This window comes from Ornithinibacillus halophilus, from assembly GCF_900129485.1.
GTDB lineage: Bacteria > Bacillota > Bacilli > Bacillales > Amphibacillaceae > Ornithinibacillus > Ornithinibacillus halophilus.
This window is the reverse complement of the sequence record NZ_FQVW01000068.1, coordinates 1-12,582: the sequence shown is the minus strand read 5'-3', so window position 1 is coordinate 12,582 and position 12,582 is coordinate 1. Positions and strand designations below refer to the sequence as shown.

Annotated in this window: 21 protein-coding genes; 17 read left to right on the top strand and 4 right to left on the bottom strand. The window is 36.4% G+C overall.

The genetic code is table 11. From position 1 onward, the window contains the following. Nucleotides 1–193 (top strand): hypothetical protein (locus BUB12_RS18135; protein ID WP_234982742.1); only part of this gene is annotated, 193 nt, incomplete at its 5' end. Here the strand turns inward: BUB12_RS18135 and BUB12_RS16280 are convergent. After that, the gene (locus BUB12_RS16280) at nucleotides 185–694 is read right to left on the bottom strand and encodes a YfiT family bacillithiol transferase (RefSeq protein ID WP_072891966.1); all 510 of its coding nucleotides are present in this window, start codon (nucleotides 692–694) and stop codon (nucleotides 185–187) included. The genes BUB12_RS18135 and BUB12_RS16280 overlap by 9 nt on opposite strands. Before the next feature lie 361 nt (nucleotides 695–1,055). On the opposite strand from BUB12_RS16280, the gene BUB12_RS16275 reads away from it, so the two are divergent. From BUB12_RS16275 to BUB12_RS16260, 5 genes are all read left to right on the top strand, one after another. Further along, nucleotides 1,056–1,508, top strand: a complete 453-nt coding sequence (locus tag BUB12_RS16275; RefSeq protein WP_072891965.1) for a hypothetical protein — start codon at nucleotides 1,056–1,058, stop codon at nucleotides 1,506–1,508. A 29-nt stretch (nucleotides 1,509–1,537) separates the two neighbouring features. After that, complete coding sequence (locus BUB12_RS16270; RefSeq protein ID WP_072891964.1) at nucleotides 1,538–1,993, top strand: GNAT family N-acetyltransferase; 456 nt, start codon at nucleotides 1,538–1,540, stop codon at nucleotides 1,991–1,993. A 405-nt stretch (nucleotides 1,994–2,398) separates the two neighbouring features. Next, nucleotides 2,399–2,791: a YbaN family protein gene (locus BUB12_RS16265; protein WP_234982741.1), complete on the top strand. Its 393-nt coding sequence runs from the start codon at nucleotides 2,399–2,401 to the stop codon at nucleotides 2,789–2,791. A 318-nt stretch (nucleotides 2,792–3,109) separates the two neighbouring features. Continuing rightward, entirely contained in the window at nucleotides 3,110–3,235 is a 126-nt protein-coding gene (locus tag BUB12_RS18220) for a hypothetical protein (protein ID WP_268801946.1), read from the top strand. 93 nt (nucleotides 3,236–3,328) lie between these two features. Next, nucleotides 3,329–3,826: a hypothetical protein gene (locus tag BUB12_RS16260; RefSeq protein WP_072891963.1), complete on the top strand. Its 498-nt coding sequence runs from the start codon at nucleotides 3,329–3,331 to the stop codon at nucleotides 3,824–3,826. A gap of 152 nt (nucleotides 3,827–3,978) precedes the next feature. Here BUB12_RS16260 and BUB12_RS16255 read toward each other — a convergent pair whose 3' ends face one another. Both BUB12_RS16255 and BUB12_RS16250 read right to left on the bottom strand, forming a co-directional pair. Then, nucleotides 3,979–4,614 (bottom strand): hypothetical protein, encoded by a 636-nt coding sequence (locus BUB12_RS16255; protein ID WP_072891962.1) that lies wholly within the window; start codon nucleotides 4,612–4,614, stop codon nucleotides 3,979–3,981. A gap of 65 nt (nucleotides 4,615–4,679) precedes the next feature. Continuing rightward, complete coding sequence (locus tag BUB12_RS16250) at nucleotides 4,680–5,252, bottom strand: hypothetical protein (RefSeq protein WP_072891961.1); 573 nt, start codon at nucleotides 5,250–5,252, stop codon at nucleotides 4,680–4,682. 356 nt (nucleotides 5,253–5,608) lie between these two features. Here BUB12_RS16250 and BUB12_RS16245 point away from each other — a divergent pair, with 356 nt between their 5' ends. From BUB12_RS16245 to BUB12_RS16215, 7 genes are all read left to right on the top strand, one after another. Beyond that, nucleotides 5,609–6,517: a hypothetical protein gene (locus tag BUB12_RS16245; RefSeq protein ID WP_072891960.1), complete on the top strand. Its 909-nt coding sequence runs from the start codon at nucleotides 5,609–5,611 to the stop codon at nucleotides 6,515–6,517. 30 nt (nucleotides 6,518–6,547) lie between these two features. Then, complete coding sequence (locus BUB12_RS16240) at nucleotides 6,548–7,144, top strand: hypothetical protein (protein ID WP_072891959.1); 597 nt, start codon at nucleotides 6,548–6,550, stop codon at nucleotides 7,142–7,144. A 73-nt stretch (nucleotides 7,145–7,217) separates the two neighbouring features. Further along, the gene (locus BUB12_RS16235; RefSeq protein ID WP_072891958.1) at nucleotides 7,218–7,499 is read left to right on the top strand and encodes a hypothetical protein; all 282 of its coding nucleotides are present in this window, start codon (nucleotides 7,218–7,220) and stop codon (nucleotides 7,497–7,499) included. 15 nt (nucleotides 7,500–7,514) lie between these two features. Then, a complete protein-coding gene (locus BUB12_RS16230) occupies nucleotides 7,515–7,805 on the top strand; it encodes a hypothetical protein (protein ID WP_072891957.1) in 291 nt (96 codons plus the stop codon). Nucleotides 7,806–7,811: 6 nt separating this feature from the next. Next, nucleotides 7,812–8,243: a hypothetical protein gene (locus tag BUB12_RS16225; RefSeq protein WP_072891956.1), complete on the top strand. Its 432-nt coding sequence runs from the start codon at nucleotides 7,812–7,814 to the stop codon at nucleotides 8,241–8,243. A gap of 63 nt (nucleotides 8,244–8,306) precedes the next feature. Then, nucleotides 8,307–8,654 carry a hypothetical protein gene (locus BUB12_RS16220; protein WP_234982740.1) on the top strand — a complete coding sequence of 116 codons (348 nt, stop codon included), beginning with the start codon at nucleotides 8,307–8,309 and terminating at the stop codon, nucleotides 8,652–8,654. Between the two features lie 13 nt (nucleotides 8,655–8,667). Further along, on the top strand, nucleotides 8,668–8,862 hold the full coding sequence (locus tag BUB12_RS16215) for a hypothetical protein (protein WP_072891954.1): 195 nt from the start codon (nucleotides 8,668–8,670) through the stop codon (nucleotides 8,860–8,862). Nucleotides 8,863–9,000: 138 nt separating this feature from the next. Here BUB12_RS16215 and BUB12_RS16210 read toward each other — a convergent pair whose 3' ends face one another. Continuing rightward, nucleotides 9,001–9,960: a c-type cytochrome gene (locus BUB12_RS16210; protein ID WP_072891953.1), complete on the bottom strand. Its 960-nt coding sequence runs from the start codon at nucleotides 9,958–9,960 to the stop codon at nucleotides 9,001–9,003. Nucleotides 9,961–10,296: 336 nt separating this feature from the next. On the opposite strand from BUB12_RS16210, the gene BUB12_RS16205 reads away from it, so the two are divergent. Genes BUB12_RS16205 through BUB12_RS16190 form a run of 4 tightly spaced genes read left to right on the top strand, consistent with a single transcriptional unit; the run spans nucleotide 10,297 to nucleotide 12,267 of the window. Further along, nucleotides 10,297–10,755, top strand: a complete 459-nt coding sequence (locus tag BUB12_RS16205; RefSeq protein ID WP_072891952.1) for a hypothetical protein — start codon at nucleotides 10,297–10,299, stop codon at nucleotides 10,753–10,755. Next, a complete protein-coding gene (locus BUB12_RS16200; protein WP_072891951.1) occupies nucleotides 10,752–11,195 on the top strand; it encodes a hypothetical protein in 444 nt (147 codons plus the stop codon). The genes BUB12_RS16205 and BUB12_RS16200 overlap by 4 nt, the downstream gene beginning before the upstream one ends. Before the next feature lie 24 nt (nucleotides 11,196–11,219). Further along, on the top strand, nucleotides 11,220–11,669 hold the full coding sequence (locus BUB12_RS16195) for a hypothetical protein (RefSeq protein WP_072891950.1): 450 nt from the start codon (nucleotides 11,220–11,222) through the stop codon (nucleotides 11,667–11,669). Nucleotides 11,670–11,691: 22 nt separating this feature from the next. Beyond that, on the top strand, nucleotides 11,692–12,267 hold the full coding sequence (locus BUB12_RS16190; RefSeq protein ID WP_072891949.1) for an AAA family ATPase: 576 nt from the start codon (nucleotides 11,692–11,694) through the stop codon (nucleotides 12,265–12,267). Nucleotides 12,268–12,582: the final 315 nt, after the last annotated feature.

The window sequence follows — 12,582 nt, the reverse complement described above, 5'->3', positions numbered from 1 at the left end:
TTCCGTTAATAGCAAGAATATGATTGTAAAAGTTGATAAATGCAATGATAGAGGAATGAGGATTCATTACGAGGCGAAAAACAGTAGTTTTTTGGTGAATAACGGAACGAGGATTCATCGATCAAGAAGTGAAAAACAATCAGGGGAAAGTGAACCTCTGATTGTTTTTCATTTTAAGGGATTGTTAGTTTGATAGTGCGATTTTAATGTGCGCTAAGTGGTGTTCTTCGTGCCATGCTAATTTGGCAAGTTTTGTTGCGACGGTAATCTCACCATTATTTTCGTGGGTAAAGATTCGACCTAATTGATCTTCCGTAATGCTATTTCCTAAAGAGACGATGCGCTCATTGATGCCTTCTAGCATTTTAATTGAACTTTCAACCGGAAGCTTTGTATCAGGTTGAACAGCCCACTTGTCTTGGTCAAAATTTGGAACGAGTGGATTTTCGTCAGTTAAAGCTAACTTTAAGCGTTGAAACATGTTCATCTGTGAGTCGGCAATGTGGTGAACTAGTTGTCGGACGTTCCAACTCCTGTCATGGTATGTCTTGCTTAACTCTTCATCACTCAAAGAGTCGACCGTTTCTCTTAATCGTGTCGTGTAAGTATCGATCTGCTTCAACCATACTTGAATATCTTCTAGTGTTACTTTATCTGGAACTTCTAATGTGCCAATTGGAAATTTTGTATCCATTTGCATCCTCCTTTTTGCTAGTATATTTTGACATTAAACTATAATATACCATTAATATAGAAGTTTCGGACATTAAGTGCCTTATTTTACTAAAAACAGGTATTCTGCAATTCTTACGGACATCTAGTACTCTATTAAATCGAAAATATATCAGTTGACCACTATTTTCGGTGAATAACGGAAAATATGTCCTCCTAAATCTAAAATCACTAAAAAATAGACTTATAAAGGAATAAATGTCCAATCATTCACCCCATGTTGAGTATTTGAAAATAGATAAAATTAAATAACCTATTTCTGAATATTATGTTATCATCAAAGTAATATAATTGCAGTAAAATCCAACAAAAAGGTGATCATTATGTTAGTAACGCCACTTGGTCCGATTAAAATATTAGTTAATGAGCAGGAAATCGATTATCAGGCAATTAGATGTTCATTAAATAAATCCTGCCGTGACGTGGATGGTAGATTTTTAATTCAATATCCTTATAGGAGTGAATTTGGGATACAAAAGATACGATGTTGCCTTCCTAATATCAATGGACAAGGGGATATTGAAAGTGGCGAACGATTCGAATCCATATCTTTTTACAAAAATTTAACGAAATTGACGATAGGCATTGAAGCTTCGTTCGGTATGGAGGAAGAAGATGGTTATGATTATAGTGGTCGATATTTAAATAATGGAATTGAATATGAAACGAATGTAACGACAGATCATCGCATTTTTCAATTTGGTATTAGTTGGATACAACCCTGTACGGAGGAAAATGACCATCAGACCTGGTATGGAGCCGATATGACGTTGTAGAAATCGGGAATATGGAGGGAATGATAATAATGTATCAATACTTCAATGGATTGGTAATTAGGGAAGGTACCGAGGGTGTTCCTGCTGAATATGTGGAAGCACTGTTTGAAGATGCAGGATGGGCAAGAAACACTCCTACATGGCAAAAGGAAAAGTTTACATTGATATTTCAAAATTCTACTTGGGCCTTTACGGTCTGGGATGAGAATAAAATGATTGGCATGGTTAGAGTGATCTCAGATAAAATAATGGCTGCTAACATTATGGATCTGGCTGTATTAACCGAATATCGTGGAAGAGGCATCGGGAAGAAGCTCGTGGAACTCTGCCTTCAAAAACTTCCACATGGGGATTGGTTTGCTCACACATCCGCTAATAATTTCAGTTTCTATGAAAAGTGTGGGTTTGAGGTAAAAGATCTGTCCCAAAATGGCACCTGTGCATATTACGGATATATACAAGCAAGAAAAGATGGGCACCGATGAGGGGGACAGAACTTCTGAGAGGACATCCATTACGCTATTTCCATAAAAACAAGCATTTCTCGGATTCTATCGGACAAATGGTACGCTATTATGCAAAAATAGTAGAGAATACACTGTAGTTTTGTAGAATAACGGAAAAAATGTCCCCACCGAACCACCAACCATGGTATTCTAGAAAATAACGGAAAAAATGTCCTGCCAGTAGCTGGCAAAGAATATTGTCACTTGGCCGAGGACATTCAATACACTATTTACATAGAAACAGGCGATTTCGAAGTTTCCCGTACAAAAAGGAAATATTCTAATTCAAAGCTATGATATTCTGTTGTACACAAGGAGATATTAGTACTATTAATGGCATAAAATAGAACTTTTCTATAATATAATAATTAGACGGTTCCAAAGTTGGTTCAAGCGAAGGTGATTACAATAAAACACGTTAAGAAAATTCTATTTGTAGTTATTGGACTTATATCATTTAGCATAGGTGTTGCGGGTACGATTTTGCCTGTATTACCGGGTGGTCCGTTTTATTTAATTGCAGCTTTTTGTTTTACAAAAAGTTCGGAGCGGCTTGATAATTGGTTCAAAAGCACGAAAGCATATGATAAATATGTCGTTGGATTTCGTGAAAATAGAGGGATGACCCTTAAAGAGAAAATCCGTATCAATTTAATTGCCGATTTCTTTATTGTATTGTCCTTATTTTTAGTTGATATCCTCTTTGTGCAACTTATTATAGTAGCACTTGGTCTCTATAAACATTATTACTTTATTAAGAAAATCAAAACCATCTAGGTGCCTGTCACTTCCCGGTTTTTGTCGAAAAATATAGTTAGAATGAAAGATCCTTAATTAACATTGCGATACAACAATGTTTTTAAGGGTCTTTTTTGAATATAAACTTTAGATTATCCAGCTCGGTCTGTGCACCTTGTGATTTGCGAATGAGCTCCCAATCGCAGGAAATATCAAGGAAATTGAGGCAAATGGTCATGAGTTAAACAAATCATTTTCAATATAGTAATGATAATTGTCCAGTTCACTTTACGAGAAATACATAGGTTATAACTGAGACGTCTCCTATCTTTTGGTTACGAAAGGAGGGGATACGATATGTTAGTAGCACTACTAATTGCCTTGATATTCTTCATCGCAATGATTGTAGCAGTTTTGCTAGGCTCACCTGATCAACGTGATATTGTTAAAGATTGTATTGATGATATTTTAGGAACAATCTAAGCATAATGAATGGTTGAGCAAAATAAAAATGTCTTCCTGGGAGTAGCTACTCTCCCAGGGGGCATTCATAATCGATAAAAGGAGAGAGAAACGATGGAAGATAAAGAAAATTATAGAGAGCGTAAAAGAACCTCAACTAGGAATGAGAGGTCAAAAGATAAACAAGAAAATGAGATTGCTGATATTTTAAAGGATGCAACTACTTTATTTACTAAACTTGCTGATGAAGAAAATATTAATAAATTGAAGAATTCATCTGATCTCGAGAAGCTAAAAAACTCAGGGTTAACGGATATGCTGCAACTATTCAAATCATTTAAAGGAAATAAAAAGACGATAGAGAATGGTGAACAGCTTTCTGATGTAATCGAAGAAATGAGCGATCGTTTAGATGACATCGATACTAAACTTTCTGAAGATAATTCACAATCACTAGATACCCAAAATGAAATACTAAAAGACTTGCAAAAAAAAATGAATGACATCGAAAAACAATTAAACGAACAAGACTATAGCAAGACATTAAAAAGAATGCAAGAAACAATGGACGAAATTGATGTGAAAGTCAGCCGAATGAGAGGAAGAGTGTAGGCAAGAACGAGAACTGGGGAAAAACTCCGGTCTCTCGTTGGTGCCTGTCACCTCCCGAAATTTGTCAAAAATCTATAGGTGCCTGTCACCTCCCGGATTTTGTCGAATGGAATACAATTAAAAATGGAGTTCCTATCAACTAGGAAACCCCATTATTCAGGTGGTAGTTTATAAGTTACATTTCCTTCTTCATCGAGAAATTCTATTTTTGGAACATCGTTTTCATCTACTACCATTCTAATTCGCTTGTTTCCTTTGTTATCCATAAGACTAACGGACACGTCGCCGTTTGGAGATTTGCCCATAAATGCCCGTTCTACATTACCTTCATATAATTGGTTGATGGCTGAGGCTTTTTCTTCATCAGTGAGATTTGAATTTTTTATTTCATTTTCTCTCTCAATCACTTTTCTTAAGTTTTGATTTGGGCGATCGAATAGTCCGAAGCCATAGCTACGTTTTCCACTATCATCGACATACCTCATTTGAACAACTTGGTCTTGCTTATATTGATCAAATGTTAATGAAGCAAAGGATTGGTAGCTTCCATCATCATTTTTTTCATTCCCATAAATTAAACCACCACATTCATCGCCTTCTGCATTAAAAAACATTAAGCCAGACAGCGGATCATCTTGCCTATGGCCTGGTAGAATATCCATTCCATCCATCAACGCAGGTGGAATGTTGTCTTCATTGAATAAAGAAAGCTTTACTTTTCCTTCCTTATCCACGATATTCAATTGTTCTGCTTCTATTTTAGTGAATTTTTTAGATTGATTCGTCATGATTTCTCCTCCTATAGTGCCTGTCACTTCCCGAATTTTGTTGACCAACAGGGCCACCTTAATCTCTAGCCATCCTTATAATACTCGTATAAATAAAATCCTGAATACTCAACATAGAACCCATTTTTGATTAAAGCTACATCTTCTGATTCAATCTCAAATCCAAATGCCGATTCTGGCCCTTGCCCAACGGATCCTATTTCAATCTCATCTCCATTTTCGTTATATAGGTAGTAATTTTTATGCGAAGTTTGTGTGTAATACGTTCCATTTGGATCAAAAATTCCATTGTATAAGAATCTTCCAGCACCATAATCCATCTCATAACTTGTATCAAAGCTAAAACTAATTATATTGTCATCACGCATGAAAGTACCGTCGAGAATAATAGTGGTATTATTTTTTTCCGTTAATTCGATGTCCAACTCTTTTTCACCATTTTCATTTAACTGAATCCATTCTGGTTTAATAAAAAATTTCACAGGTTCATTTTCTCGCACTAGGTTTAGGACATACCCTTCTCGACTAGTGACCTTATCTAATATCCCTTGATTAGAAAAATTGTCGTTATAGAAGAAGAATACCCAAATAAGTACAACACCAGCAATTATAAAAGGATAGAATAACTTCTTTGCCACACTTAGCCTCCCTCTCCATTAGTGCCTGTCACTTCCCGAATTTTGTCGACGACCAGACCGTTGTTAGTCTCCTGAATCTCTTTTAATAGTACTTTCCTTCACAATCTTAACACAAAATTCTGACTTATGTTCTTTGCCTGACAGAATTATGTTAGAATATTATTCAAAAGAATGTTTTTTTAAAATATATGAAGTATAAAATTTCAGAGATGTCTAGCTCCAGCGCCTACCCCCTCGAGGTCTTAAGTCAATCCGCATCACGGGCAAAAATCGCCACGACGAGGCTCGGCTTAAGCTTGTCGGGGGTGACCAAGGCGCTTGCGCTTTTCTTAGTTCGTGTTTAGGGGGAAAACAGGATGAATAACGAAAAGTATTTAAAATACATTAGTATTTTTGTTGGTGTTGCGTTAGTAATTAGCTTGATCATGAATGTTACTTTAATTTCAAAAGTGGATGAGTTACAGTTTCGGATGGATCAACTGTCAACCACCCAACATGACATAATGAATAACGTACATACACAAACTGGACAAATAGAATCGGCGCTTGCGGAATTTAAAGAAGAACAAAGCTGGATTAGTCCAATTCAATTTAATTTTAATAAAGAGAATGAAGAGGATGGAACAACCGAGGCCAAGTTTGAGTGGCAAATAAAGGAACTGGAAGAGGATTCAGAGGTTGTTTTTCATTATGCATTTGGAGATGAGGAAGAATTTACAGATATTCCTGTAGAAGCAATAGAGCAAGGATTGTATCAAGTGACGGTTCCATTGAAACTCGATGTGGAGCCACAATGGGATATTTTTATTCGAAATGAAACGAATCATAGTGAAATGATGAAACCAGATATTGATGAAAAAGAACGTGAGAAAAGTAAACTCCGTTATTATGTTACAGTATCATCTGATGATATGGTAAAATCAAATGACATTAGATGGGAATATATGGATTATTTCGGAGCTAGTAAATATGGGATTATCCAGACAGATGTTGATTTAATGGATGATATTTATCATGTGAACGTCACCTATCATGGTGTCGATCAATCAAGTATTGTGGTGGATGAAGTGTATTTACTGAAGTACCAAGGGAATAACTTGATTGGGGAAGAAGAAATTACAATCGAGAATGGAAACCATTCGATTGAAAATGAAATCCGTTTTTTCCATTTATATGAACAAGAGATGTATGAAGATATGCGTTTAGTTATTAAAACTGTCTACAGTAATGGAGATAGTTTTGAAAAAGAAGTTTACAGCGAATGAATCGTCACACCAAGTTAAGGAGGCTTCCAAATGGTTATAGTTGTTGGAACGTTATTTATTATTTTGTTCATGTATCAATTAGTAAAGTTTTTAGAAGTGCTATTGAAAATGTCGCAAAAACCTGCATTTCCGATTAATAGTGAAGATACAGCAATTAGAAAGCATCCGGATCGGAAATTAGCACCACCAACTTATCAAGAACAGAAATGGGGAATCATTTTATTTACTGCTATGCTCGTATTTTGGTTGGTCATGTTTGTTGTAGGACTAATTGATTCTAGTGATGGCTGGACATTAACACTATTGTTATTTATCCCGACAATGTATTCTCATGATTTATTTAATATGTTCGCTGTGTATGGTGATGGTCTCGTATCTGGAAGTCGATTTATTCCTTGGAAAAATATCAAATCCTATGAGTTTAAATTCATCGATATCAATCATAAATATTACGGCCATTCAAAAGAAATTAATGATAAAGGATATGAACTGATCATCAAGCAACGAGTTTTTTCTACTAGTGTCATCGTTGTTTCAGAAGATGCAAAAGAAAAATTAACCGAAATACTGAGCAGTCATGTCGCATGTAATAATGATAAGAAAATGATAAAGGAATCTGCGGTTTAGATTTCGGAAAATTGAAACCTATTAGAATGTGAATCGTATGAAAATGAAGACGGAATTCAGAGGAGCCTTACCTATGTCAAAGCAAACGTATAGTTGGATTGGCTTTGTATTTTTAGTAGCTGCAATTGTGTACTATTTAGTGGAAATTTACGTTGTAGCTTCTCCGTATTTATTATTTTACGGACTAATTCTTGTTGGTTTAATTTTTAGTTTCATAGGTCGGCCATTGAAACAAAAGAAGCAATCCATCGGAAGATATGTTGGGTTAATCGGGCTTATCGGTAACTTAGTAATCGCTATTGTCTATTTCCCACCATTTTATTTTATTTGGGGAACGTTGATATTTGGTCCATAAGGGAGAGGTGCTAAGGTGTTAGGACTGTTTATTGCTTGGATCGTTTTGTCGTTAACGGTTTCTCTATTTTTAGGACTCCTTATGTTGAGAAAAACGGATGAATTGAAGGGGGCATTTCTAACAGCTGTAATCGCAAATTTTATCACCTTGAGTTTGGCGGGTATTTGGTGGTTCAGAACGGAGACGGACGGGATTAGTCAAGTCTTAGGAGTTTTATATTACGGACTAGCAGTTGTTATTATAAGTATCATTAATTGGATTGTATTAAGGAAGTCGGGAAAATCATCCGTTTATAAGGAGAATTAGGAATAGATGAAACAAATAAAGATGGGGTCATGGACAGTTGAGGTTGATGTAGAGAAGACAATAGCATTTTATGAAACCTACTATTTAATCACAGAGGATTGCAACTGTGATTATTGTGTGAATTATGTCAGAGCGTGTGACTCTTTTCCACGGGAGGTTATGGAGTTATTTTCTATGTTCGGAATTGACCCTCGCAAAGAAGGAGAAGTCTTTGAACTAAGTGAAACGGAAGATGGATTACATATTTATAATGGCTTTTACCATTTTGTTGGAAGAATCATAGAGTCTCCAGATGATGATCAATTGGAGAACTTCCGCCCTGACACAAGTATTGAAATTAGCTTTGACGAACAGATCGATTTATTACCAGAGAGTTTCCCTAGTCCAGTCGTTCAATTAATTTTTCAGCTGAATATCCCTTGGTTACTAGATTCGTAATATATAGGAGAGGTAATATAGGGAATTATCAAAAAGAGAACACGGAAAGAATGGCTTTTATTTTTGGCACTAGCTTTAGTCATTATCGCAGGTACAGTGTATTATTTATTAGCTTTTACACCTAAAAACTCAGTCGAACTGTACGAAAAAATACATTTTGCCGATGATTATGAAACGATGGAAAAATTAATGTTAGAAGGTTACGAGGATCATGTGACGGAAGAAGACTTTGCTTTTCTTCAAGAAAACTCACCAAATACGATTAAGCAACTCTCCGTCTTTGAGTACAATAATACGTCCTATGTTGTGATGACAACTCCTGGTACACAAAAGTTAGAAGTGCTGGAAGTGGAGGAATTGCCTGAAGAAGTTCGGAATTACTTTTTGGGATTGCCAAATCAAGGGGATTGAGGAGTGAACGCAAGTGAAGGAATGGTGGGAACGAAAGAAAAGAAATTCGAGAAAAAGGAAGAAGGAATCTGGTTCATACACATTTTGGGACTTTTTAGTTGATGCCTTGTTTTGGGTGCCTGAGCTATTATTTCTACCATTACGAATTATCTTTTGGCTAGTGCGAGGATTTGGCAGAATGATAGGAGAATTATTTGATATTGTGTAGGGGTTGTATTTGGGTTTGTATGGGAATAAGGCGTGAATATTTTCCTTTTCGATGTGGAAGTCATCTGATGATTTCATAAGAAAAAGTTGTTCTCACTACATAGTTTTTATCCTTATCCCCACTAGGTTTTTTAACATATCAATCTGCAGGTATGATGTTGTCAATCTCTGTCCAATCAAATGAACCGTTACGTATTTTTTCGCGACGTTCCTTATCAATTATATCCGTAGGTCTGCCACCTTTAGGCCAATCGGTTTCATGTCCTTCCCATTCTGGACGCTCATGTGAAAGAATATATGCAGCGATGTCGGCTGCTTCTTGATCGGTAAGGTTAGGATTGCCAGGAGGCATATTATTTTTAATAAAACCTGCCATTTTTACCATGCGACTCATTCCAGCACCATCGTTAAATGAATTTTCTCCCCATAAAGCAGGGCCAGTATTTGCACCCGAACCAGCACCATCAGCGCCATGACAGCTCATGCAGCTTTGTTCGTATAATTCTTCCCCACTTGCAACACTAGGTTCAGGGATTTCCTTCATTGTATTCCTCATGCGCCATGGGATATCTTCTCCAACTTCAATACCTTCTGATATATGTGTTAGGTACGACATTAGTGCACGCATTTCCTTGCTATCTTCATCCATTTTTTTCCCGTTCATGCTACGAATCATACAGCCATTAATTCGATCCTCTAATGTAAACACGACACCTTCACGGGCACGATACTGTGGAAATTGTGTCGTAACTCCTACCATGGGAGAACCTTGTCCAACTCCACCATCAGCGTGACAGCTTTGACATGAAAGTTCATTCCCAACATGATCCACCATCACAGTATTCGTTTCATTAAATATCTCTTCCCCATATTGGATGTACTCTGTCATTGGGTTATCAGGGTCAAGATCATCTGTTGAAGGTGGGTTATACGGAACTTCATCTTCTCCACTACCATCATTTGAACTGTTATTTTGACTAGCGCTATTGTTGTCATTGGAACTACTGTTTTCGTTATTGTTGGAATCATTGTCATTACATGCTGCAAACAAAATTATCATTCCAATCAACATGAACCAAAACCACTTTCTTTGAATCATACATTATCTCCTTCCTTCTGTTTTGTTTATAGAATGCCAAGCTATGGGATAACTATTCAATAATGTTAATGGGTGTTTAAATCTTTTTTTGTGAATATTGAGAATGTATAGTAATATGGGAATATATTACCTAAGATTAGGATATAAATTGACTGGTTCCGTTAATGCCGTAAAATCCTAGATTTTATAGTGTTAAAAAGGGAAATAAAGGAACGAGGAACCGTGAGCAGTAAGAAACCATGTATTTTTGGAGAAATAACGGAAAGAGGAATCATTCGGACTTCGGATGAATCGATGTTCCGTTAAACAGTAGCCTACTGAAAGGAGTCCATTACTATGACTTGGAATGAAATAAATAATAAGAAGGATATTGATGTTTTCATGGAGACATTTGGTGGTTTTCATGATAGCTGTTTAAAAGAATTGCACATGAGTACAGATAGTTTTGTGGGTGATGAGTTAGGAATGGCTGTGCCACTGGGATTGGACACAAAGGTTCGGATTTTGTTTCAAAAACAGTCTCGTAATCCTTCTGCAATTGAGTTGTATTTTGAAGAAGTGACGGAAATGCATATCCATCCCAGGGGAGAAAATCAGGATTCAATTATTTACGATGCAACATTGATCCAGCGTGATGGATTATTTTATTGGGCAGATGAATATGGTTGGGATCCTGATAATTATACGGTCGGTCGAAATAGCTGGATTGCAGCTAAAAAGGTAAAGTGGCGTGATGTAAGTTCTTGGATGGGGCAAACAAATAGGTACGGGGTTATTTCGGAGGATGAAACTTGATCATATTGCGCTCCGGTGTAACAGGTTTCCAACCAGCACCGAACGAAGATGAAAAGAAATTTAAACAAGTTTGTTATGCTCTCCCTGATGCCAAAATATTGGAATTTATTGAAGAACCTCCAACGAAGAACTACTATGAATGCCAAATGATAGTAGCAGAAAAGATGATTTATATTTTGCTTAATAAACATTATCCTTTCATGGCTTCTGTAACTCACACGAATGAGATGACTTTCATTCATAACCGTGAACTAATGAGTTTTTTTGGAGATTATTATAACGTACTTAGTCCGGAGCAACTTCGTGAACCGATAAGATATTCTCAAAATAAAAATATTGTCATACATAATGAAAACACATTGCACCAAGCAGAACTGAAACAATTGGTGTATTGGAAACCGAGAAGTGTTGGAGAGGTCGTTTTTAATACTTGGGATTAGTCCCGGAAAAAAGGAGAATCTATTTTGAATGAAGATTGGAAGTCAATGAGTTCAAAAAAGGGTTGGTTGCTTGAAGGAATTTATGCAACTTCACTCCATTCCTATCAATATGAAAACGAGCTAACCCTTTTATCTAGCGAATTTACACTAACCCTGCAACATCCTGATTCATTGGAAAAAGTATATTGGAAACTAGGGTGGATTGAGGATGAGGATTGGGATGATCTACTCATTTTCAATGAACAACAAATTCCTAAACAGAACAGCTATAATTCAAGTTTTTCTTTTCAACATGGAAAAATAGATTCAATTCATGGATATGGATTAACGAAAAATCAACAAGAATTATTAACATCTATTGTAATTAAGTTAAAGCAGTACTATGTTACGATTCAATCAGGACCTGCTATTGAAGTGAAAATAACAAAGGAAGCACCAGCACCAGAAAAATTAGACGATCTTCTCCATCGATGAAAGACGATTAAGGAGTAAAAACATGAAACGATTACTAATTATGAAGGTTGGAAAAACACATAGCGGAAAATCTACCTTTGCTCAAGCACTTGAGGAGAAATTAGAAAATTCTATTGTGATGGATCAAGACAACCATGCTGCTTTTATCAATACCTATTATGAAAAACTGCAGCCAAAACAGGGTCCTAACATGCTAAAATACGGTGTTTCAAAATATATAGCAGAGTATGCGATTACTCAAACAAACCTTCACATAATTATATGTAATTCGAATCGAAACCGAAAAGATAGAGAATATTTGTTAAAAGAATTTTACCCAAAAGAGAAATTCACTCAAGTTATCGTTCATTTTGATATCCCAGATGATGTCCTCGAAGAACGTGTTTCTCATAGCCAACGCAGTACGAATATTTTTCGGAGTGCATCTAATTTTGAACAGGTACTTAGTCGTCAGCAGGCAGATTCATTAACGGAAGAGGTAGTAGATCCTGTTGAAGGGGAAGCCGACCATTTATTTGTGATTAAAAAGAATGAAGATGTGCAAGGTGTAATTCAAAGTATTGTTCGTCTAGCCCAAGGTGGGAGGGAATATCTGTGAGGGGACATTAGGTTCGCTATAATGTCCACACAGCACTGGGCTCTAAATGCTACCCCAGGCTAACCGGACATCAGATACGCTATTCCGAGCAATAAGTCGATTATAAGAATCTATCGGACATCAGATGCCTTATTCACCAAAATTTCCTCAGTTTTAATAGGTTAATAGTTAAATAACGGAACAGAAGTCCCATCCACCTCCCAAAACCTCCTGTAGCCGCAAATAACGGAAAAAATGTCCTCACAGCACGCGTCCCTAAATGTCACTCCAGGCTAACCGGACATCAGGTACGCTATTCCGAGCAAAAAGTCGATT

What these genes read in the sequence shown, in the direction of transcription:
- BUB12_RS16280 (WP_072891966.1), bottom strand. Translation starts at nt 694, where the DNA reads ATGGATACAAAATTTCCAATTGGCACATTAGAAGTTCCAGATAAAGTA.
- BUB12_RS16275 (WP_072891965.1), top strand. Translation starts at nt 1,056, where the DNA reads ATGTTAGTAACGCCACTTGGTCCGATTAAAATATTAGTTAATGAGCAG.
- BUB12_RS16270 (WP_072891964.1), top strand. Translation starts at nt 1,538, where the DNA reads ATGTATCAATACTTCAATGGATTGGTAATTAGGGAAGGTACCGAGGGT.
- BUB12_RS18220 (WP_268801946.1), top strand. Translation starts at nt 3,110, where the DNA reads ATGTTAGTAGCACTACTAATTGCCTTGATATTCTTCATCGCAATGATT.
- BUB12_RS16260 (WP_072891963.1), top strand. Translation starts at nt 3,329, where the DNA reads ATGGAAGATAAAGAAAATTATAGAGAGCGTAAAAGAACCTCAACTAGG.
- BUB12_RS16255 (WP_072891962.1), bottom strand. Translation starts at nt 4,614, where the DNA reads ATGACGAATCAATCTAAAAAATTCACTAAAATAGAAGCAGAACAATTG.
- BUB12_RS16245 (WP_072891960.1), top strand. Translation starts at nt 5,609, where the DNA reads ATGAATAACGAAAAGTATTTAAAATACATTAGTATTTTTGTTGGTGTT.
- BUB12_RS16240 (WP_072891959.1), top strand. Translation starts at nt 6,548, where the DNA reads ATGGTTATAGTTGTTGGAACGTTATTTATTATTTTGTTCATGTATCAA.
- BUB12_RS16235 (WP_072891958.1), top strand. Translation starts at nt 7,218, where the DNA reads ATGTCAAAGCAAACGTATAGTTGGATTGGCTTTGTATTTTTAGTAGCT.
- BUB12_RS16225 (WP_072891956.1), top strand. Translation starts at nt 7,812, where the DNA reads ATGAAACAAATAAAGATGGGGTCATGGACAGTTGAGGTTGATGTAGAG.
- BUB12_RS16210 (WP_072891953.1), bottom strand. Translation starts at nt 9,960, where the DNA reads ATGATTCAAAGAAAGTGGTTTTGGTTCATGTTGATTGGAATGATAATT.
- BUB12_RS16205 (WP_072891952.1), top strand. Translation starts at nt 10,297, where the DNA reads ATGACTTGGAATGAAATAAATAATAAGAAGGATATTGATGTTTTCATG.
- BUB12_RS16190 (WP_072891949.1), top strand. Translation starts at nt 11,692, where the DNA reads ATGAAACGATTACTAATTATGAAGGTTGGAAAAACACATAGCGGAAAA.